A 22,150-nucleotide genomic window follows, 5' to 3' on the forward strand; every position below is an offset into this window, starting at 1 on the left:
AAAATGCGCAATAAAAGCGGGGAAAGCGCTGCCATGACAAACTCATGACAGCGCGCAGGTTGGCCGGGCAGAAACCATTGCCCATAAAAAAACCTGTGCCCGTTGAAAAAGCACAGGTTTTTTATGGACGATAAAGCGAGAGGATATCAATCAACCCGTATTGCGCATACCGGCAGCAATACCGGCCATAGTGACCTTAAGGGCACGCTCAAGGTCCGGACTGATATTTTCACTACTGCGGTAGCGCTTCAACAATTCTGCCTGGAGATAATTGAGTGGAGCCACATAAGGCTTACGCACTTCCAGCGATTGACGCAGCATAGGGTCATCACTGAGCAGCACATCCTGCTTTTTCAGGGTATTGAGCAATTGCTCAAGGCTGGCCAGATCCCCACGCAATTGCTCACCCAGGCCGCGGTATTCTGCCGGTACCAATTGCTGTTCGTAGTAGGTGCAGATGGGACCATCTGCCTTGCCCACCACCATTTCGAGCAAATCGATAAAACTGGAGAAGAAAGGCCAGTTGGCCATCATCTCGTCCAGCAGCTCCGGATCATTCGTCAGGGCATATTCAATGGCCTGGCGGGTGCCCAACCAGGCGGGCAGGTTGAGGCGCACCTGGGTCCAGGCAAATACCCAGGGAATCGCGCGCAGGCTTTCTACACCACCGGTCGATTTACGCTTGGCCGGACGGCTGCCCAGCGCCAGCAGGCTCAGTTCCTGTTCGGGTGTCAGGTTGCGGAAATAGGGGACAAAATCCTTGTGGCCGCGCACAACGCTGCGGTAGCCCTCAAGGCTGGCCGTGCCCATGCGCTCGATCAGGTCGCGCCATTCCGCTTTGGGTGCCGCATTGGGCGACAGGGTGGCGCGCAGGGTCGCCACCAGGTAGGAAGACAGGCTCTTGAAGGCGACGCGCGGCAGGCCGAACTTGTAGCGGATCATTTCCCCCTGTTCAGTCACGCGGATACGCCCCTTGACGGAACCGGGCGGCTGGGAGGCCATGGCTTTTTCTACCGGGCCACCACCGCGCCCCACAGTGCCGCCACGACCGTGGAAGAGCACCATGGAAACCTTGTATTTGTCGGCCAGGGCTACCAGTTTTTCCTGGGCCTTGTACTGCGCCCAGGTTGCCGACAGCTTGCCTGCATCTTTGGCGGAGTCGGAATAGCCGATCATGATGGTTTGCTGATGGCTGGAATACTCCTGGTACCAGTCCAGTTCCCACAGGCGATCCATCACACTGGGCGCGCGATCCAGGTCGTCGAGGGTTTCAAAGAGCGGCACAATCGGCATGTTCCAGGTCATACCGCATTCTTTGAGCAGGAGCGCAACGGCCAGCACATCGGAAGGCTGCTGCGCCATGGAAATGATGTAATGGGACAGGATCTCGCGCGGTTCCTCGGCGATGATGCGACAGGTCGCCAGCACTTCTGCGGTATCGTCGCTCATCGGCCAGTTGTGTGGCATCAGCGGACGCTTGCTTTGCAGGGCATCCAGCAGGAAGGACTGGCGCTCCTCCTCAGACCAATTGCGGTAATTACCCAACTCCAGGTACTGCACCAGTTCGTCAATGGCCTGCACATGGCGCTCGCCATCCTGGCGGATATCGAGCGGCACCAGGTTGATGCCAAAACAGTGGACACGGCGAATGGTATCCAGCAGCGGGCCATTGGCAATATGGGGCAGGTCTACTTCATTGAGCGAGTTAAAACACAGGTTGAGTATACCCAGCAGGTCTTCGCGGCTGGTGATGAGATCAGCGGGTGATTCGATATTGCGCCCTTGCAAGCGCGCCTCTGCCCACTCCAGGGTTGACTGGATACGTTTGCGCAGGTCGTACATGGCATCGCGATAGGGAGTGGCACTGTCGGGATAGAGTGCGCGCAGCTCGCTATTCGCCTCGCTCATGCTCAGGTCGCCACCCAGGTTGTAGATGTCGCGCGCATAAAGCTCGGCAGCCATCCAACGGCCCAGCAAGAGCACTTCGCGGGTAATTTTGTGGGTGACATTGGGATTGCCATCGCGGTCGCCGCCCATCCACGAATAAAACTTGAAGGGGCGCAGGCTGGATGGCAGGGACCTACCCAGATGGCGTGCACAGACGCGATCCAGGTGGCGGATAAAATCGGGAACCGCCTGCCACAGGCTGTTTTCAATAACGGCAAAGCCCCATTTGGCTTCGTCCACGGCAGTGGGACGGATTGCCCGGATTTCGTCGGTGGCCCAAATTTCCTCTACCAGGCGGTGCAGGCGGCCGCGCAATTTATCCTGCTCAAAATTCAGCAGGCTGGGATTCTGGCGATCGGCCAGGGTATCTACAATCTGGTCGTACTTGCGAATCAGGGTGCGGCGGGTAACCTCGGTCGGGTGCGCGGTGAGCACCAGTTCGATGCGCAGCTTGCCGATCACGCCAGCCAGGGCATCTTTACCCTTTTCTTCGGCCAGTTGCTGCAAAAGTATTTGCAGCTTGTCATCGCCTTCGGATTCCGCGCTAGAGAAATACTCCTGGTCGGCGATATTAGCCAGGTTAAGGAACTGGTTAAAAGCGCGCACGATGGGCAGCACGTCTTTATCGTCCAGGCTGCTGAGCATAGTCACCAGCGGTGCAGAATCGCCATTCTCCGCCTGATTAATCGCCTTGCCCACCTGACGAATCTTCTCGACCTTATCAAAAAGGTCGGCACCTTCGTGAGCGTGAATCGTCTCGCCCAGGAGTTCTCCCAGCAGGCGGACGTTCTCGCGGAGGGTTTCAGGCAATTTCAGCATGGGGGTTCTCCAGCAAGGTCAAGTAAATCAGTTACCAGTTAACAGGAACTATGAACACTGACGGCGCAGCGCGACAGAATTGTGCACGTTATTGGACATAAAAGCACAGCCCGGAACGCCCCTTTATACAGACACAAAAAGGGCGGCGCAGATTACAAACTCATCCCCGCAAGTGCAAGCCCGGCGAGGGTATTGACACGTAAATTCGCCATTAACCTTTTTAGTGTGGCCCATCATCACCGCGGTATGGCGCTGTTACCAGCACAGTACAGATGGATACTCAGCAAATAGCATGCCTTGGCTCCCGGACCAAACCGGGCAACAAGACACCCGGGTTGGTACGGGCACCACTGATCAAACTAACGCCCGTTTAAGCAAACTCCAGCGCCATCGCATTCCCGGCCGTGGAGCCCAAAGCTTTTACACACACTTATCCACAGATACTGTGGAAAACGACCTGGGGATATTGACCAGACGACAGTCAAAACGCATTTATATCGATCAGTGCAGATCCCCCCTGCTGAGATCCCTCTACTGGTTATCCAGGAATATTAGCCATAGCTAATTTACCAGCCATAAATATAATTTATAGTATTTATGGTTGACGTAGACGACTGCCGCCAATAGTATCTCGGGCGTTGACAGTGGATGTTAATTCCTTCCTTCACATCCTCATTATCCGAATCTGTCATTTATCAATAACCAATAATTTATTTAAAAGGATTGCGCCCATGCGTTTGTTTCTTATACGCACCTTAATGGGTATGTTGATGTTTTTGTGCTCAGGTATTTATGCCTATGGACAAACATTTTCACTACCTTCAACAAATACAACGGGGACTTACTCAATTAGTTACTCGCATCCAGCTGGAGTAATAGGTTCGACCGTGATTGAGGAGTTAGTTAATGGCAATTGGATACCCATAGGTGGTGGAGGCTCGTTAAGTGGTGTTATAAACATCACCAAAACCCAAAGTGGGACTTATTCAGTAAACGCCTAACTAACCCCATCCTTGTAATTCCACGGTAATAATGCCTCGATCTGTTCGAGGCTTGTCGCATTGGGTAATTCAGTGAAGATTGTTTTTAAATACCCATAAGGCTCCAGCCCATTGGCCTTGGCGGTTTCAATCACACTGTATAAATTTGCACTCGCCGTGGCCCCTTTGGGACTTGTGGAGAATAGCCAGTTTTTTCGCCCAATCACAAACGGGCGGATTGCATTCTCCGCTGCATTGTTATCAATCGGATAATCCCCCGATTCCACATAGCGAACCAGCTTCGGCCATTGTTCATGCAAATAATGCAATGCCTTTCCAATCAACGATTGTGGCGGTGAATGTGCCAAGCCTTTATCCAACCAGACTTTTATTTTTTGTAACACCGGCAGCGATTGTGTTTGTCTCAGTTGATATTTTTCTTCCGGCGTTTTGTCCTTAATCGCCTTTTCTATTCCATAGAGCTGCTGGATAAACGCAATCGCTTGATCTGCTTTACCGGTTTTTCCCTTCGCCTGGATTTTTTGTGCCTCGATAAACTTGCGACGCGCATGTGCCCAACAGGCTAAATGGGTAATACCCTTTTTTTCACAAGGTGCGTTGTAAGCTGCATAGCCATCGGTCATGAGTGCGCCATTAAAATCACGTAGCAATTCCGTGATTACTTTTCCACTGCGTGTCGGTTCGTAGCGATAAAGCACTGCTGCACACGTGGGTTGCGTACTGCGCAATACCCACATAAAACTCTGTGTTTCAGCCGCACGACCGGTTTCATTCAACACCTGCACACGCGTTTCATCCGCATGAAGAATCGTTTGTTCCAACATTCTTTCGTGCAGCAAGTTAATTAATGGCTGCACCAGGTTTCCACAACGGATCATCCAGTTGGCGAGTGTAGTGCGATCCATCTCCACACCAATACGTTTGAAAATGTCCGTCTGGCGATACAGCGGCATGGCATCTACATATTTTTGCGTGGCAATATGGGCCAACAGCCCGGGTGAGGCGATACTTTTTTCAATCGGTTGTGCGGGTTTCTTTGCGGTCACAAGATAGTTTTCGCAACAGGGGCAGGCGTATTTCAATCGTTTGTGATGTAACACCCGAACACTGGCGGGGATAATGTCTAATTGTTCGTGGGATTCAAAACCGATGGGTTTTAATAACGATCCATCGTGCGGACAGCATTTTTGATCCTCAGGCAGATCGTGGGTAATCTCGATACGATGTAGCTCTTTGGGAATGGATGCACGTTTCTTCTTGCGTTTATGCTCCGCTACAACAACCGTGTCATCGGCAAAGGCATCCACTTGTTCAGGGGCTTCGGCTTCCGCGGTATCCTCCGCTTCGGTAAAGACCAGCTCCGCTTGAAGCACTTCCTGCTTTTCACTGGAACTGCCAAATTGTTTTTGCTGAAGCGAGAGGATATATTCTTCAAGAATACGAATGCGTTTTTCTTTGCTTTGAAGGGACTTTTCCTGCGCTGAAATAATATCGTCTTTATCGGCAACTATTTTTTGCAGATCAATATTTTCTTGCAGAAGATCGGGTTTGTTTTCCATCCACACATCTTATAAAAAACCTGCGCAGGTTGATAGCACTAATTCGCCGAGAAGAAATATTTTTCTGTGTGTGGTTGAAGCTTTTCAATATCTAACCCGCGCAACAGCCAATCAAACTGTTCGTGAGTCAGTGATAACACAGCATCACCCCGGCGTGGCCATTTGAATTTATCTTTTTCCAATCGTTTGTACCACAGACAAAACCCGGTTTTATCCCAGGAGGATTTTTATTTTATTGCGGGTGCGATTGCCAAACACAAACACGGATCGGGAAAATACCTCCAGTGCCATGGACTCCTGCACCAAGACACTCAACCCATTAATGGATTTGCGAAAATCCACCGGTTGCCGGTGTACGTATACCGGTACATCATCCCACTGGATCATGCCAACGCCCTGAGCAATTGGGCCAGCCACTGAGGTGGCGGTAGTGTGCCAAATTCAAGCTGGCCTACATGATGGCGAATGGTCAGTGATGCAGCCTTCACACCAGAAGCTTCGTGCGGTATTTTGGGCTTTACTTTTACACGAACAAAACCGGCTTCCTCTTTACTGGCCATCTTTGCCAATTGTTTGCGGCGCAAGCTGAAGTATTTGGGGCACAGCTCGTTCTGCTTACAAAAAACGGCTGCTGATACACCGCTGGCGTCGTGCTGCGCAAACAGTGCTCGCCATTGTTCTTCGTTACGTTTTTTCATAAGGCCTCCTGGTGAATTTAGGAAAAGTACCTTAGTAAAAAAACAATTAACTCGATAGATGGGGTTAGTTAGGCGCTTACCTTCTTATGAGCCCTTATACCCTTAGCACAGAGAATGAATCATCACAAAAAGATACAGCCGGATATGTATCAATTCTTTTCACAAATACAAATGTATATCGAAGAACCATTGATTCCGCACCTATTATTGGCAGCGGCAAAGAAGATTACTCTATAAAAATAGGCTGTATGGGACGAAGTGACTGCATCGCCAAAATAGACTCGATACATATTCTTATTTCATCAAAAAAGAACACTGTAAAATCTTGCGAAAAAACAATTTATGCACGCATCATTATAAACCCAGATTCAACTGCATATGGCGAAAGCAAAAAAAACGAAGCAGACATATACGATATTGATCACACAGGAAAATGCGTAACTCACCTAGGTAATTCTTACAAAATTAAAAAATCAATTTTTGAAATTTTAAACAATAGACCCATTCAAGAGTGGTAAAAAAATCCCTGTTACATCTATAACAAAGAAAACAGCTTATGTGAAATTAACTATACGTAGACAGCCTCTAGTACACATCGCGTAAATAGCGCTTATCCATGTTCAACTTGCGGATGTAGTTCACGGTCTCTGCTTCATCCAGTTTGCCGTACTGCTGGATGATATCGCGTAGCGCCTGGTCCACGTCCTTGGCCATGCGGCTGGCATCGCCGCACACATAAAAATAAGCGCCCTGCTCCAACCACTCCCACAATTGTGCCGCTTGCTCGCGCATACGATCCTGTACATAGATTTTTTGTGCCTGGTCGCGTGAGAACGCGAGGCTCAAATGGGTCAGCACACCCTCCTGTTGGAATTGCCGCAATTCATCCTGGTAATAAAAATCCGAAGCGGCGTGCTGCTCGCCAAAAAAGAGCCAATTTTTACCGCGATCACCGCGCGCCTGGCGCTCCTGCAAAAAACCGCGGAAGGGTGCTATGCCGGTGCCCGGCCCCACCATAATCATTGGCGCATCACCCTGCTCCGGCACATGGAAATGCTTGCTCGGCTGCACAAAAATAGGCACATCCACATCCTGCGCGCGATCCGCCAAAAAAGTAGATGCCACGCCCTTGCGCATTTTCATGCTGCCGTGGAAACGGTTATAGCGCACGGCGGATACCGTGAGATGGACTTGCTGCGGACAGGCCTTGGGGCTGGAGGCGATGGAATAGAGACGCGGCTGCAAACGCTTCAACAACGGCAGGAATTCCTCCAGGCTGGTGCGGATGGGGAATTCCTGCAGGATATCCACCAACTGGCGGCCGTAGAGCCAATCTTGCAGGGCTTTTTTGTGTTCCGCGTCGAGCAGGGTCTTCAACTCACCGCCAGCCGCCCGCTCAGCAATAAAATGCAGCAGCTCCAGGTTTGGGCGACATATTTCATAATTTTCCAGCAAGGCCTGTTGTAAAGGTTTTTCCCGCGTGTCCACCACCACAGGTGCATCGGCATTAAAGTTGAGCGCCTGCTCCAATTCGAATACATAGTCCGGGCAGTTTTGCGGCCACACCCCCAGGGCATCGCCGGCCTCATAGGTAAGACCGGAATCACCCAGGTCAAAACCAAACTGGCGGACATCCTTACCGGAGCCCTCGCCGCTCAATGTCCGGTTGACGACCAATCGCGCCGGATAGGGATTCGCCTTGCTATAGCCTGTTGTTGCAGAAGCGGGGTTGGTGACTGTCATGGATACGGGATTCTTGTCCTGGGAAACCTGGGGAGCCAATTGCTCCATCAGCTTAGCAAACCAGGCTTGTGCCGGCGCCTCGAAATCCGTGTCGCAGTCCACCCGCTCCAACAAAGGCTTGGCACCCAGCGCCTGCAGGCGGGCATAGAGTTTTTTACCGTGGCCACAGAATTGGTCGTAGTTAGAGTCGCCCAGGGCGAGCAGGGCAAACTGCAAATCGGCTAACGCGGGGGCCGGATCGGCATTCAGCTGCTGCCAGAAAGTGCCGCCATTATCCGGCGAATCGCCATCGCCAAAGGTGCTGGTGATAAATACCGCATACCTGGCGGCGGCGAGCTGGTCGAGGGACAGGTCGTTCATGGCCTGGAGCCTGACACTCCAGCCCTGCTGGCCAAGTTGCCCGGAAAATGTTTCGGCCAGCGCTTCGGCATTGCCGGTCTGCGAGGCCCAGAGCAGGAGCAACTCCGGTTTGCCGGGTTCCGCCTGGGGAGCAACAACCCCCAGGGGCAACACACGGCTGAACATACCCGCCAATAAACCGTTGATCCACAACTTATGGGCAGGAGCAACAGGTGCATCCGCAGGCAGGGCCGGCACCGCAGCCAGTGCGTTGGCGCTGGCATTCAGGCCACTGATATAACCGCTGAGATACTGTTGCTCCTGAGCCGATAAGGCTGGCGTTGCGACTTCCTGCACACCGATTTTTTCGGCAAAGGTTTTGATGAGCGTCATGCTGGTTTCCTCGGCCACCGCCGCAAATGCCACAGGGCTGAGTGCGTAATCAACGATGGAATCGCGCGACCGTTGCGCGCCTTCATCGCTGGCAAATACCTGCACCCGCTGGAGGGCGACAGCGGCAATTTTTAATTCAGGTTGCTGTGATAGGGGGTCGACGTGGTCACTGGTCAGCGCGTTGATGCACAGGTTTTCACCGTAGACATCGTTCCAGTGGATAGGCGCAAAACAGCATCCGGGTTGCACTCTATCGGTAACCACCGCAGGCAACACGGCATAGCCGCGCCGCGAGCGAATTTCGACCTTGTCTTTGTTGTTAATACCCAACTCGGCCGCATCCTGCGGATGGATTTCCACGAAAGTGCCGGGGTTGAGTTTGTTGAGCGTGGGAATCTTCCCGGTCTTGGTCAGTGTGTGCCATTGGTGCTGTACACGCCCGGTATTCAGGATCAGCGGGAATTCCGCATCGGGCATTTCCGCCGGCTCAACGTGGGGGCGGGCGTGAAATACGGCTTTGCCGGAGCCGGTGGCAAAACGCAATTCCGGTTTGCTGCCGTCGGGATTAATTGCCAATGGCTGGTGGATTCCGCTGTTGATGTAGCGAATAGGATTGCGCTCGCTGCCCTGTTCTGCACAGGGCCACTGCAGCGGGGTTTCGCGCAAACGCGCGTAGCTGGCGCCGCGCAAGTCATAACCGGTATTGGGGTTATAGGTGCGTTTGATTTCTTCAAACACGGCTTCGGCAGAGGGAAAGTCAAAGTGCTCAGCATAGCCCATGGCTTGTGCCACACGCGCAATGATTTCCCAATCTGCCATGGCTTCACCCGGTGGTTTGACAGCGGGCTGCATCAGGGTGAGGTTGCGCTCGGAGTTGATCATGACGCCTTCGGCTTCTGCCCAGAGTGCGCCGGGGAGCAAAATGTCCGCGTAACGATTGGTTTCCGTATCCAAAAAAGCATCCTGCGCGATCACCAGCTCGGCCGTTTGCAAGGCATCGATCACCGACTGGCGATTGGGAATCGAGGCCACCGGGTTGGTGCAGATAATCCAGCAGGCTTTTATGTCCCCCTGCGCCATGCGCTGGAACAAATCCACCGTACCCTTGCCCACCTGTGTGCGCAGGCTGCCCGGCTCCAGTTGCCAGAGGTTTTCAATAAAGTGGCGATCCTCCTCCACCAGCAGCGTGCGCTGGCCGGGTAAGCCCGGCCCCATATAACCCATTTCGCGCCCACCCATGGCATTGGGTTGACCGGTTAATGAAAAAGGTCCACTGCCGAGACGGCAGATCTTGCCAGTAGCCAAATGCAAGTTGCAGATAGCATTGGTACTCCAGGTGCCGTGGGTACTCTGGTTAAGTCCCATGGTCCAGCAGGTTATAAACTCGGGGGCGGCGCCAATCAGGTTCGCAGCCTGCACGATGGCATCCACGGCAAGGCCGGTGATGGCGCTGACCTTGTCCGGTGTGTAATCCGCCAGGAATTCCGGGAAAACCTCCCAACCCTGGGTATAGCGCGCAATAAAATCCGCATCGATGCTGCCCTGTCGGTGCAGCAGGTACAGCAAGCCGTTGAGCAGAGCCAGATCGGTGCCCGGTTTGATCGGTAAATACAGGTTGGCTTTTTCTGCCGTGGTAGTGCGGCGCGGGTCCACCACAATCAATTTGGCTCCGGCCTTGACCCGATCCATCATGCGCAAATACAGGATGGGATGGCAGTCGGCCATATTGGCGCCAATCACCAAAAACAAATCCGTGTGATCAAAATCCTGGTAGGAACCGGGCGGTGCATCCGAGCCCAGGGAGAGCTTATAGCCAGTGCCGGCACTGGCCATACACAGACGTGAGTTGGATTCGATCAGGTTGGTACGGATAAACCCCTTGGCGAGTTTATTGGCCAGGTATTGGGCCTCGATCGACATCTGCCCCGAGACATAAAAGCTGATCGCCTCGGGACCATGGGTATCGAGGATATCGCGCAGGCGCCTGGCGGTTGTGGCAATGGCTTCCGCCATAGGGGTTTTAACCGGGTCGCGCTGGCGCTCGCGGCGTACAAACGCCGACTCCATGCGCCCGGAGTTGGCCAGCGCTTGGGCGCTGGTCTGGCCCTTGGTACACAGGCGGCCCTGGTTGGAGGGATGCTGTTTATCGCCACTGACTTTGGTCACCCGGATGCCATCGGTTTCGAGGATCATGCCGCAACCGACACCGCAATAAGGGCACACACTACGGACAGCACGCGGCCCCGACGATAAGACAACAGCAGATGATGCAGGTAACACAGAATCAGGCATAGGTTTGCAACTCCTCATTGCGAGGGTTTTAGCAAGCCCTATGCCACGGGTCGACCATAGGCAGGCACAGGCGTTTATAGGGAGTTAAACGCCATAATTGCACCATTTAAAAACATCAAAAATGCAAGTCACCACCAAACGCACAAGAGTTGGGCGACAATAAAAAATCCTTTTTGCACCACGCCAATACCAAAGCAGCCACTGTGCACACAAACAATGCACATCAGGTCCTGAATTGACCCACCAGCTGCTGGAGCTCCTCCCCCACCTTCGCCAGGGACTCGCCCGATTCGCGCGAGTGGGCGGCATAGCCACTGGCGCGCTCGGTAGCATCGGCAATCGCATGCATATTCTGGTTGATGGACTCGATCACCTGGGTCTGCTCCTCCGCTGCCGTGGCAATCTGCAAACCGCGCTGGTTGATGGTGCTGACCTGGTGGTCAATCTCCCCCAGCGCCTGGGCCGTAGCACCAACCATCTGCACAGACACATCACCCTTGACCAGGCTGCGCTTGATAGAGTCGCTGGCAGACGAGGTACTGGCCTGCAAGCGCTGGATCATCGCCTGGATTTCCTCGGTGGACGCCTGGGTGCGCGCCGCCAATGCACGCACTTCATCGGCCACCACTGCAAAACCGCGCCCCTGCTCCCCGGCGCGCGCCGCTTCGATGGACGCATTCAACGCCAGCAGGTTGGTCTGTTCAGCAATGCCGCGAATCACATCGGAGACGGCGCCTATGCCGCTCACATCCGCCTGCAACTGTTCCAGCCCCTCGGTGTTTAAGCGAACCTCCTCCGAGAGCGCATGGATGTTGTCGATAGAGCGGCCCGCGGTTTTTTGCGCATCCTTGGTGGTGGATTCAGCGAAAGTAGCCGCGTTGGCAGCCTCCTGGGTACTGCGCGCCACCTCTACCGCCGAAGCGGCCATCTCGTTCATGGCACTGGCAACCTGCAGGGTTTGTTCGCGCTGGTGATCCAGGGTTTGGAAAGTCGCGCTGGTATCCTGTGATACCTGCTGGCTGATACTGGCTACCTGGCAGGTCAATTGCTGGATACGCTGGATCATCCCGTGGATGGAATCCACAAAGCGGTTAAAGGCACTGATCACCGCCCCTATCTCATCCCGGGTGTTTTGCGGGATACGGCGGGTCAGGTCGCCGCCGCCCTGGGCGATACTTTCCAGGCTGTGGATGAGGTTATTGAGTGGCCGGAGTGTTTTGTTGGCCAAATAAATCGCGACTGCGGCGATCACGACCAATAATCCCAGGGCAATCACACAGATGCGCAAGAGTGTGGAATCTATGTACGCCATACTGATAGCGGCAGCTTCCGTCAGGGTGGTATCCACGCCATCGACATAAAAACCGGTACCCAGCATCAGGTTCCACTTTTCCAACCACACGGCATAACTCAGCTTTGGATAGGCCGTATCCCCCTGTCCCAGGCGCGGGAAATGGTAGGTTACATAACCCCCGCCAGCCCTGGCCTGCTTGACCAGCTCGTTGATCAGGAATACGCCGTTAACATCTTTGTAGTCGCGAAAGCTGTCGCCAATCCGGGCATTGTCACTGCCGGAAAATACGCGAACCGAATTGCCATCGTAGCCAAAGAAGTAGCCGTCACTGCCGTACTTGAGACGCTTGAGCAATTCCAGGGCCTGTCGGGCCTCAGGGCTATTAATATCGCGGGAGGCATCGTAGAGAGGCTTGATCAGCGACAGGGCAACGTCCAATGAATGGCGCAGCTCGGTCTTATGCGCCGCCATGAGCGTATCGCGCAGCAGGGCAATGTCTTTCTCAACCGCCCGGTGCATACGTTCACTCACCAAGATTAAGAACAGCGCCAGGATAATAAAGCCGGGGACCAACCCCAGCAGGATAAGCTTGGCCTTCATTGATAGGGAATTCATGGTTCTCTCGCTTGCTGAGGTTTGTAATGGTTATGATTTGGGCGTGAGCCTATCCATCTTATAGTTCAACTTACTTTATCTTATCGTCCAATGTCGGGCAGACTTTACCCTTTCCAAATTGTAACCGGCTTCAATTTAGGCGCCAGCCAAGATATATCCATCCTGCGTATTTAGTCTCAACAGGCAGGATGGATATAGCACTACCCTGGGTGTGAGCCATGAAATGACATTAACCGGCCCTAATAGCGAACAAGGGTTCTAAAATCGTCTATATTCAACAACATATATATTCAACGATATGGTTATAACCCGTCCCCAAGTGGCAACCAGCGATGACCTCAAACCCCCGTATTACAGCCCAGACAGTCAGGCTACTGGTTCCCGAACAGGACCTGGCCAGCCTGGGCTTTTGCGGGGGCAACCGGGAAGCCCATGTGCACAAGTGGATACAGCAACTGCCACTCACCCAGGCCCAGCAAGTCAGTGCCCTCCTCTACCGCGCCCTGCCCGAGCTGGTGCGCCTTAAAGCCCCGGCGGAAACCCGCCTGGCCATGTTGGAGTTGATGCGCTCCCCGGTATACCAATGCCTGGAGGTACTCGCGCAACGCTATCTGAACCAGCCCCTGATACTGCCTGAGGCCGCGCTGAAAACCGCAACCCTGGCCCAGGCAATCCAGAAACACCTCAACAACGCCTACCTGGTTGCTGTACGCGACCTCTGCCACCAACCGGCAGATAAGGCCAATCCCGAACTACAGGCCAAAGCCATACACCGGGCCCTGACCGGACTGGGGCAACAACTGCTGCGCAACTACCAGTTGTATATTCCGGTCAGCAACCAGATCTGGAATGAAGTCCACGCGCTCTACCAATTGGCTTGCCTGCTTGGGGTAGAACAGGTTGCTGTCGAGGACGCCCTGCCCTACCACCGCGGGCTACCCCACATAGAGCAGGTATATCTGCGTTTATTGTTACTCGCCTGCTCCCGCCCCAACCAATTGCGCCAGGATGAGGTTGCCCGTTGCTACAAGATACTGGAAGTCCTCGCGCCCCAGGCCGAACTGGTGAACTACCAGGCCGAGGGCAAGGAAAACCTCTATGTGGTACTCGGCAACAGCAACCGTCCACCGTTTTACAAGTCGCGCCTGGACTTGCGCGAGGCTAAGCAACAGGCCGATAACCTGCTGGAGCTGCGCACGTCCAGGCTGGTTAAAAAACTGGAAGAGCTTACCGCCACCACCGGGGAAGATATTCCCGCCGCAGACAGCGCCCTGGGCCAGCTAACACCTGCCCTGACCAAACACCTGGCCCAGGCCTGGAGCCATCTGGCATTGCGCAGTTTTGAGCGCCAGGAGGTCAGCGCGGATATCGAAGTGACGGTAGGGCTCACCAATATCCATTACCACCTGGCCAACGAAGAGCCTTTTCCGATTTTCCTCAAGCAACCGGATACCCTGGGCGATCGCGATGGCACCAGCATCTTCCAAAAGCGCGGTGCCAAGCTGAAGATGCAGGACACTGCTCAAAAAGAGGACGATCCCTGGGGCGAAACCTTTGATATCACCGGTACGATTTTTGATGGCGCACAGCGCTCAACGCTGAATATTGAGTCCGCACTCCAGGCGCGCGAAAAAGAAAGCTACGCAGGCCAGCATCCGATTTTTAAAGTGCCCCTGATCGACCGCAGTCCCGGCGGTTTCGGCCTGGAATGGCGCGGTGACATACCGGCACAGGTCAAGGCCGGAGAGCTGGTGGGGCTGCGCGAATACGGCCGCACCAGGTGGAGCCTGGGGGTTGTGCGCTGGGCCCACCAGATCAAAGGCGCCACCCAGCTCGGTATCCAGGTACTGGCGCCCCAGGCCGTACCCGTGGCCCTGGCGGTTGTGCATAAGACCGGTGGCTTCTCTGAATACCTGCGCGCGCTGCAAATTCCCGAGCTGCGCGCCATTAACCAACCGCCGAGCCTGGTCACCAATGCCATTACCTTTCACGAATATTCCAAGGTGCGCCTCTACCGGCGCGCCCAGGCCGGAAATCACGGCGATGACGAAAGCCTGCAACTGACCCAACGTTTATTCGCCACAGGGGCCTTCAGCCAGTTTGCCTATCGGGTATTGGCCACCCCCAAAGCGGAAAACAACAAGGGGAGCGACAAACAAGTGGACGACTTCGACTCCATTTGGGAGCAGTAGCCCAGCGCCGGAAAAACAAACACCTCGCACAGGAAAAAAAGACAAAACACTCGACCGTGTCGCAGAAATTCAGTATCGGGTTGAGTGGACGACTGATTCAGGTAAGATTGCCAAACGCGTCTCATCCTGGGGCGCCGACTGAATGACAAGCAACTTGCGATACACGGCAAAAAATATTGCTCCATCGGCAAGTGGCATATGGAGAGACACCTCCAGGGAGCGCAGAGTAAAAAAGAATACGCCAGCGGATAGCGGCGCCCTCAACCACAAGTGTTTTTTTATGAGCCACAGTGAAGCCACAATCCGGTTGCTGATCCTCAACAATAGCCGCTCCGAAGCCGAGCGCCTGATCAGCATGCTCCACGCCTCCGGGCACCCCTGCCGCGCCCAGCACGTCGAAAGTGAAGAAGCCCTGGTTAAATTACTCCAGGAGCAGAGCTGGGATCTGTTGATCGGCAGTGACAAAACAACCAACGTCAATCTCCAGGCCGCCATCAAGCAAATCCGTCGCCTCAACAAAGATGTTCCGGTAATCCTGCAACATGAGGATGAAGATCCCTCGGCGGTGGTCGAGGGGCTGCGCCTGGGTGCCGTGGATGTTGTGGGGCTGGACGACGACCAGCATCTGCTGCTGGTTATAGAGCGCGAACTGGCCAACCGCGAACATCGCCAGGCGCGGCGCACCGCCGACCGCCGTTTCCGCGAGGCGGAGCGCCGCAGCCAGCAATTGCTCGACAGCTCGCGCGATGCCATTGCCTATGTACAGGATGGCCTTTACCTCTACGCCAACCAGTCTTTCGCTGAACTCTTTGGCTATGAAGACAAAGACGATATCGAAGCCATGCCAATCATGGACATGGTGGCTGATCGCGACCAGGCGCGGCTAAAAAATTTCCTCAAGGATTTCACCTTTAAGGGCGAAGATGCCGAGTCCAGCACCCTGGCCTTTAGCGGTATTACCCGCAATGACGAAGAAAAACCACTGAGCCTGGAAGTGTCGCTGGTTACCTACGACGAAGAACCCTGCATCCAATTCCTTGCACGCGCCACCCTTGCCGAAGCCGGCAACAACGAAGAGCTGGAAGCGCAACTCAAACAAATCAAATGGCAGGATCTGGTTACCGGCCTCTACAACCGCCAGTACTTGATCAACCAGTTGGATCACCTGATCGACAATGTGGACGACAAACAGCACTACTGCCTGCTCTATATTGACCTGGGTGATTTCAACGAGCGCGTTAAAACCGTTTTCGGTGAAACCGGAGCTGACCTGGCATTGGGCGATGTCGCCGCACTGTTGCGCGCCAAGGCGAATACCCAGGACATTATTGCGCGCATGAGCGATTCCAGTTTTGCCCTGTTAATCCCCAACATCAAAGCCGACGCCGCCATCAACCGCGGCAAGCAGTTAAATACCGATATTGAAAACCACATCATCGATATCGACCACAAAACCCTGCAGGTCAATTGCAATATCGGTATTTCACTGATTAACGAAAACACTACCAATACCAATACCGTGATTGAGCAGGCGCGCACCGCCATGGACAAGGTGCGCAGCAAGGGCCATAAAGTCGCCCTGTTTGAACCCGATCAACCCAAGCAGGAACAAAAGCTCGACGCCGCCGCTTCGCTGCAACAGGCCCTGGACAGCGATCGCTTCCGCTTGTTATTCCAACCCATTATCAGCCTGCGCGGTTCCGACGAGGAGTACTACGAAGTCTACCTGCGCATGGTGGATGAAAAAGACGAAGAAATTTCGCCCAAGCATTTCCTCGATGCCGCCGCCTCGATTGGGGCCAATACCAAAATTGATCGCTGGGTAATCCTCGAATCGATCAAGATGCTGTCGGAGCACCGCGCCAAAGGCAACAAGACCAAACTCATCATCAATATCAGCGGCCAGTCGCTCTGTGATGAAACCCTGGTGCCCTGGCTGGGCGTTGCCTTCAAGGCAGCAAAACTGCTCAGTGACTCCATTATCTTCCAGGCCCAGGAAATTGATGTCACCAATCACCTGAATGCGGCCAAGGCGTTTGCCGAAGGCTTAGCCAAACTGAAAACAACCTTCTCCATCAGCAGTTTCGGTTGCGCACTCAATCCCTTTAGCACCCTCAAGCACGTGCCGGCATCGCTGATCAAAATCGACGGTTCTTTCACCACCGATATCCAAAACAACAATGAAAATCCCGAGACCTTGATTCACCTGATCGAGCAACTGCACAGCGAAAACAAAATTACCCTGGTGCCCTTTGTGGAAAACGCCAGTGTACTCTCCACCCTCTGGCAGGCCGGTGCACATTACATCCAGGGTCACTATTTGCAGGAGCCAAGCCACAGCATGAATTACGACTTTAATATGGAGTCCTGATTCGCGCGCAGACAGGGATTGTCTGTACTTGCACACGTTTTCCGCTTGGAACAACCCCATCCCTTTTATTTTTAAATATAAAAATAATTTTATGATTCAAAAAGAAACATTCCCAAAAGGCTATTTTCCTTAGGTAACCTGCTGCGTTTCTGAAACACCCAAAAAATACTATTTGTATTATTTTTATGGTCTTTTAGTCAAATAAACCTTTAGGATGACAAGCGCCGTTGTCACAACGGCTGTCGCGGAACGCGCTGCGAAACGCTGTTATCACATCCCCCGATACAGGCTTCAAACGCTCTACGGCACTATCCCCTGGCACCGGGACCAGCAGGGTTTTCCGGTGCCAGGGTTCCATCCATCAGCTAAAGGAAAATAATAAAATGAAGTCCTTAAGTTCAGTTCTCCTGTTCTTGTTCGCTTTCTGTCTAACCCCCTTTTCCCAGGCGCAGAATTGCGGCAGCGGTGGCGGAGCCACGGTTTGCCTCAGCGCCACGGGCAACGCCAATAACATCAGCCTGAGTTGGACGATCAGTGGCAGCATCTCCAATGTCCAGGTCTATCGCGATACTGACAGCAACCCCAGCGGCCGCTCACGCCTGGCGACGGTCAGCAACTCCACCACCAGTTATACCGACACCAGTGCGGTAAGCGGCACCCAGTATTGGTACTGGATCAAGTTCACTGCCGGCGGCAGCAGTTACAACTCCGGTGCCGCCAGCGCTACACGCGGCACCTCCTGCAACGCCACTGCGGTGACGCCCTATATCAACGTCAACAACACCTGGACCCAGAGCTCGTCGGCAACTATAACGGCGGGTGCACAGGTAGTCTTCGGGCCCCACCCCACCACCGGCGGCGCCTGGGCCTGGAGCGGCTGCGGCAGCTCGGGCAGCGCCCGTGAACAGACGGTCTACCCCAGCGCCAGTTGTAACGCCACCGCCGTCTACACCAACGCGTGCGGTGCCAGCAGCAGCCAGGTTTTCAGCGTAACGGTCGGCGGCTCCAGCAGCGGTACCATGCGCAACCTGACCAGTGTGCAATTGGCCAGGTTGATGGGCGCCGGCTGGAACCTGGGCAACTCCCTTGAGGCCATCGGCAGTGAAACCGCCTGGGGTAATCCGGCGACCACCCAAGCGCTGATCAACGCGGTAAAAGCGGCCGGTTTTAAAACCATCCGCATCCCCGTGTCCTGGAGCCAGTATGCCGATGCCAATTACAACATCAGCAGTAGCTGGATGGCGCGCGTCAAGCAGGTGGTGGATTACGCTAAAAACGCCGGCTTTTACGTGATTATCAATATCCATTGGGACGGCGGCTGGATGCAGCCCACTTACGCCAACCAGGCCGCCGTCAACAGCCGCCTGACCAAGCTCTGGACGCAGATCGCCAACAATTTCAAAAACTACGACGATTACCTGCTGTTTGCCGGTACCAACGAGGTCATGGTGGATGGCGACTACGGCACGCCCACCTACGAGTACTACACGGTGCAAAACAGCTTCAACCAGACTTTTGTCAACACGGTGCGCGCCACCGGCGGCAACAACGCGGTGCGCCACCTGGTCGTGCAGGGTTTCAATACCAATATCGATCACACGATCAGCTTCGTCAGCATTCCCAGTGATAGTGCCAGCAATCGCCTGATGATGGAGGTCCATTACTACGATCCCTATAACTTCACCCTGAATGCGTCGAGCAATATCTGGCAGTGGGGCGCCAACGCAACCAATTCCTCAGCCACCGAAACCTGGGCTAACGAAACCTACGTCAATACGCAATTCCAGCGCATGAAAACGCGCTTTATCGACAATGGCGTAGCGGTGATCCTGGGTGAATTCGGCGCGATTTCGCGCACCAATATCCCCGGTGCCGAAAGCTACCGCACCTATTGGAACCAATACATTACCCGCGCCGCCTACACCCGCGGCCTGGTGCCGATCTATTGGGACAATGGCTACACCGCTAACAACGGCATGGGTTTGTTTGACCGCTATAACGGCGCACAGGTATATCCCAACCTGATCAGCACCATTATCAATGCGGCGCAATAATATCGTGCGGGAAAGCGTGTAACGGAAATGACGGGAGAGCCTGCACGGCTCTCTCGTTTCAGGGGAATCGTTGCAGGGAGAATCAGCGCAGCTTATCCCGCTCGCGGAAACCGAGCAGATACAAAATCGCATCCAATCCCAGGTTGGAAATCGCATGCTGGGCAGAGGCTTTTACCAGGGGTTTTGCACGGAAGGCGACCCCCAGGCCGGCAACGCTCAACATGGGCAGGTCGTTGGCACCATCGCCCACGGCAATCACTTGCTCAAGGGTAATACCCTCTTGTTGTGCCAGCATCGCCAACAACTCCGCCTTGCGCTGGCCATCGACGACTATACCCTTGACCTCACCGGTGACCTTGCCATCGACAATATCCAATTCGTTGGCATAGACATAATCGATGCCCAGTTTTTGTTGCAGGTAGCGGCCAAAATAATTAAAGCCGCCCGAGAGGATCGCGGTTTTGTAACCGAGCTTTTTCAGGGTGGAAATTAATTTCTCTGCACCTTCGGTCAAGCGCAGCTGCGCTGCAATGCCGGCAAGTACCGACTCATCCAGGCCTTTGAGCAGCGCCATACGGCGCGCAAAGCTTTGCTTGAAATCCAGCTCGCCGCGCATAGCCGCTTCGGTAATCTCAGCAACCTGCTCTCCAACCCCCGCAGCCTTGGCCAATTCGTCGATAACTTCGGCCTCAATCAGGGTAGAGTCCATATCGAAACACACCAGGCGGCGGTTGCGGCGATACACCGTATCGCTTTGGAAGGCAACATCGATATTCAAGCGCGCAGACAACTCCATAAAATCGGCGCGCAGGGCGAGCATATCAGCCGGTGTACCGCGCACGGTAAATTCCACGCAGGCGCTGCCCTGCTCGTCCTGTACCGGTTTTTCCAGGTCTGTCAGGGCGACACGGCCAGACAGGCGATTGATGCTGTCGATGTTCAGCCCATGGCGCGAAATAATGGTGGTCAGCTCAGCAATTTGTGCCGCCGTCACCTGGCGCGCCAACAGGGTCACAATATGGCGCGCCTTACCTTGCTGATCCACCCAATGGCGGTAGCTGTCCGCAGAGATACTCTGGAAACGCACCTGGATATCCTGTTCGGCACAAGCCTGGCGGATCGCTGCCAGCAACTGCTCGCGCGCTTCTGGCTGCATATCCAGGCTAACCAGCATTCCCAGCGCCAGGGTGTCGTGGATCACCGCCTGGCCAATATCGAGGATACGGGCGTCCCATTGGGAGAGCACCTGGGTAATGGCATAGGTCACACCGGGTTTATCCTGGCCGGATGCGTTAATCAGTAAAATTTCGTTCACCTTGCCTCGCTTGCCCTGGGGATGGGAACTTCTGCTGGGGAATGGGGTGTCAATGCATCGGGGTACATACGCCGGGGTAACAAGCCCACCCGATGGTGAAAATTCCCCAAGGGTTGAATTTAAAGGCGCGCATTCTAGCCTAATTGTCAGACAGGGCACAGATTCCCCAGCACAGGAAAGCGAACGGATTGGCACTGGCCCCCGTGCCTGGCGTCGCCGAATCCGCTAGAATGCGGCGCCTAAATACACCTGAAAGCACGGGCAACTGAAGGACAGCGACACACAACCTGCGGAAAGTAGCACTAGCTACCCGCAGCACCCGGACCACAGATCAACAAGGATTCGCAAACACCATGAAACTCGCCAACACCTGTAAAGCCTATCCCCAACTGACGCTCTGTAGCCTGTTGCTGCTGTTCCTGGGGATTTTTGGTGGGCTGATGTACTACACCAATACCGAAGGTAACCAGCGCGAGCGCACCCAGCTCTATGGCACCGCGCTGGCGGCAGGTGCAGCCCGCCAGGCAGTGACACCGGCCATGCAGCAGGATCTGGTCAGCATGCAGGCGATATTGACCGAGCTACAGCAGCACACCTGGGTGCAGGGTGCCAGCATTCACAACGTGGAAAACCAGCTACTGGTACAAAGCGGATTCAAGCCAAACCAGGTGACCCAGGGCCGCCGCTATCACTTCTCCGCTCCCATTGCGCTGCACAATAATATTTACGGTTATGTGGAAGTGGTACTGGACGTGCCGCGCCACAGCGAGCGCGATTACCAGTTTTTCCTGCTCTGGATACTGGCCGTGTTTAGCTGCCTGTTCATTATCGGCTGGTCTATCTACCGCCATTGGTGGGTACAACTAAAAGACAAGATGCCCAGTGCAGGCGAGCTGGTGACCGCAATGGTGGAAAAAATGCCCACGATTGAGCCTATTCCCGAGCCAGAGCCGGAGGCACCCAAGCAAGTCTCGGTGCGCCTGAGCCTGCACATCACCAATATGGAGCGCCTTTACCAACAGCTGAACAGCGAGAGTTTTGCCAACATACTGCGCCGCTTTGAAAAGCAATTGCAAAGCGTACTTAACCTGTACAATGGCCAACGCCAAATGCTATCGGGTGATACCCTGCTCATCGATTTTACCGGTGAAGCCTATTTTGAATGTGCGTTCCGCGCCGTTTGCTGTGCGCAACTGATGGCCAACCTGGCCACAGCAAGCCCCAGCCCGCGCCTGCAGCTGGCGGCGGCGATACACGAATTGTCAGAGCCAACCAATGACAAGCAATCGCTGCTGCGCGATTTTGTGGTGCAACACAACAATCACCTTAAACCGGACAAGGGCGAGATACTGGTCAGCCAGCGCCTGATTGACACCGATCTGCAACAACACCTTGAACTGGTGCTGGACAGCGGCAAATTTACCGGGCTTAAAGCGCCCTATGCTGAATTGGTTGCACGCCAGGAGCAGCAATTAATAGCCACGCTGGAGCCCCAGGCCCGCTAGGGAATCCCCGCTT

General features: G+C 54.4%; 12 protein-coding genes and 1 pseudogene. 6 read left to right on the forward strand and 7 right to left on the reverse strand.

The window, feature by feature from the left end:
• Positions 1–150: 150 nt before the first annotated feature.
• A complete protein-coding gene (ppc, locus tag CJA_RS14180; RefSeq protein ID WP_012488534.1) occupies positions 151–2,766 on the reverse strand; it encodes a phosphoenolpyruvate carboxylase in 2,616 nt (871 codons plus the stop codon).
• 731 nt (positions 2,767–3,497) lie between these two features.
• Between ppc and CJA_RS19360 the strand changes: the two genes are divergently transcribed.
• A complete protein-coding gene (locus tag CJA_RS19360) occupies positions 3,498–3,767 on the forward strand; it encodes a hypothetical protein (RefSeq protein WP_148208882.1) in 270 nt (89 codons plus the stop codon).
• On the opposite strand, the gene tnpC is transcribed toward CJA_RS19360, so the two are convergent.
• The 3 genes and pseudogenes from tnpC to tnpA form a co-directional block, all read right to left on the reverse strand.
• On the reverse strand, positions 3,764–5,326 hold the full coding sequence (tnpC, locus tag CJA_RS14185) for an IS66 family transposase (RefSeq protein ID WP_049765376.1): 1,563 nt from the start codon (positions 5,324–5,326) through the stop codon (positions 3,764–3,766). The genes CJA_RS19360 and tnpC overlap by 4 nt on opposite strands.
• Positions 5,327–5,364: 38 nt before the next feature.
• Positions 5,365–5,713: pseudogene (gene tnpB, locus CJA_RS20040) on the reverse strand (IS66 family insertion sequence element accessory protein TnpB).
• The gene (gene tnpA / locus CJA_RS18755; RefSeq protein WP_012485813.1) at positions 5,710–6,024 is read right to left on the reverse strand and encodes an IS66 family insertion sequence element accessory protein TnpA; all 315 of its coding nucleotides are present in this window, start codon (positions 6,022–6,024) and stop codon (positions 5,710–5,712) included. Before tnpA ends, tnpB begins: the two are co-directional and overlap by 4 nt.
• Positions 6,025–6,110: 86 nt before the next feature.
• On the opposite strand from tnpA, the gene CJA_RS19365 reads away from it, so the two are divergent.
• Positions 6,111–6,542, forward strand: coding sequence for a hypothetical protein (locus tag CJA_RS19365; RefSeq protein ID WP_148208883.1), 432 nt, complete (start codon positions 6,111–6,113; stop codon positions 6,540–6,542).
• Positions 6,543–6,609: 67 nt separating this feature from the next.
• On the opposite strand, the gene CJA_RS14200 is transcribed toward CJA_RS19365, so the two are convergent.
• Complete coding sequence (locus tag CJA_RS14200) at positions 6,610–10,791, reverse strand: sulfite reductase subunit alpha (protein ID WP_012488535.1); 4,182 nt, start codon at positions 10,789–10,791, stop codon at positions 6,610–6,612.
• Positions 10,792–11,014: 223 nt separating this feature from the next.
• Positions 11,015–12,700 (reverse strand): methyl-accepting chemotaxis protein, encoded by a 1,686-nt coding sequence (locus tag CJA_RS14205; protein ID WP_012488536.1) that lies wholly within the window; start codon positions 12,698–12,700, stop codon positions 11,015–11,017.
• 332 nt (positions 12,701–13,032) lie between these two features.
• Between CJA_RS14205 and CJA_RS14210 the strand changes: the two genes are divergently transcribed.
• The 3 genes from CJA_RS14210 (at position 13,033) to CJA_RS19800 (ending at position 19,317) form a co-directional block, all read left to right on the forward strand.
• The gene (locus tag CJA_RS14210) at positions 13,033–14,892 is read left to right on the forward strand and encodes a hypothetical protein (RefSeq protein WP_012488537.1); all 1,860 of its coding nucleotides are present in this window, start codon (positions 13,033–13,035) and stop codon (positions 14,890–14,892) included.
• Positions 14,893–15,172: 280 nt separating this feature from the next.
• Positions 15,173–17,263 (forward strand): EAL domain-containing response regulator, encoded by a 2,091-nt coding sequence (locus CJA_RS14215; protein WP_041551558.1) that lies wholly within the window; start codon positions 15,173–15,175, stop codon positions 17,261–17,263.
• Between the two features lie 383 nt (positions 17,264–17,646).
• Positions 17,647–19,317 carry a glycoside hydrolase family 5 protein gene (locus tag CJA_RS19800; protein WP_012488540.1) on the forward strand — a complete coding sequence of 557 codons (1,671 nt, stop codon included), beginning with the start codon at positions 17,647–17,649 and terminating at the stop codon, positions 19,315–19,317.
• A gap of 82 nt (positions 19,318–19,399) precedes the next feature.
• Here the strand turns inward: CJA_RS19800 and serB are convergent, their stop codons facing one another.
• On the reverse strand, positions 19,400–20,632 hold the full coding sequence (gene serB, locus CJA_RS14225) for a phosphoserine phosphatase SerB (RefSeq protein ID WP_041551560.1): 1,233 nt from the start codon (positions 20,630–20,632) through the stop codon (positions 19,400–19,402).
• 353 nt (positions 20,633–20,985) lie between these two features.
• Between serB and CJA_RS14230 the strand changes: the two genes are divergently transcribed.
• Positions 20,986–22,137: a hypothetical protein gene (locus CJA_RS14230; protein WP_012488542.1), complete on the forward strand. Its 1,152-nt coding sequence runs from the start codon at positions 20,986–20,988 to the stop codon at positions 22,135–22,137.
• Positions 22,138–22,150: the final 13 nt, after the last annotated feature.

Source organism: Cellvibrio japonicus Ueda107 (assembly GCF_000019225.1).
Classification (GTDB): domain Bacteria; phylum Pseudomonadota; class Gammaproteobacteria; order Pseudomonadales; family Cellvibrionaceae; genus Cellvibrio; species Cellvibrio japonicus.

Excerpts from the sequence above, each read along its gene's own strand:
- ppc (WP_012488534.1), bottom strand. The coding sequence starts at position 2,766 with ATGCTGAAATTGCCTGAAACCCTCCGCGAGAACGTCCGCCTGCTGGGA.
- CJA_RS19360 (WP_148208882.1), top strand. The coding sequence starts at position 3,498 with ATGCGTTTGTTTCTTATACGCACCTTAATGGGTATGTTGATGTTTTTG.
- tnpC (WP_049765376.1), bottom strand. The coding sequence starts at position 5,326 with ATGGAAAACAAACCCGATCTTCTGCAAGAAAATATTGATCTGCAAAAA.
- tnpA (WP_012485813.1), bottom strand. The coding sequence starts at position 6,024 with ATGAAAAAACGTAACGAAGAACAATGGCGAGCACTGTTTGCGCAGCAC.
- CJA_RS19365 (WP_148208883.1), top strand. The coding sequence starts at position 6,111 with ATGAGCCCTTATACCCTTAGCACAGAGAATGAATCATCACAAAAAGAT.
- CJA_RS14200 (WP_012488535.1), bottom strand. The coding sequence starts at position 10,791 with ATGCCTGATTCTGTGTTACCTGCATCATCTGCTGTTGTCTTATCGTCG.
- CJA_RS14205 (WP_012488536.1), bottom strand. The coding sequence starts at position 12,700 with ATGAATTCCCTATCAATGAAGGCCAAGCTTATCCTGCTGGGGTTGGTC.
- CJA_RS14210 (WP_012488537.1), top strand. The coding sequence starts at position 13,033 with ATGACCTCAAACCCCCGTATTACAGCCCAGACAGTCAGGCTACTGGTT.
- CJA_RS14215 (WP_041551558.1), top strand. The coding sequence starts at position 15,173 with ATGAGCCACAGTGAAGCCACAATCCGGTTGCTGATCCTCAACAATAGC.
- CJA_RS19800 (WP_012488540.1), top strand. The coding sequence starts at position 17,647 with ATGAAGTCCTTAAGTTCAGTTCTCCTGTTCTTGTTCGCTTTCTGTCTA.
- CJA_RS14230 (WP_012488542.1), top strand. The coding sequence starts at position 20,986 with ATGAAACTCGCCAACACCTGTAAAGCCTATCCCCAACTGACGCTCTGT.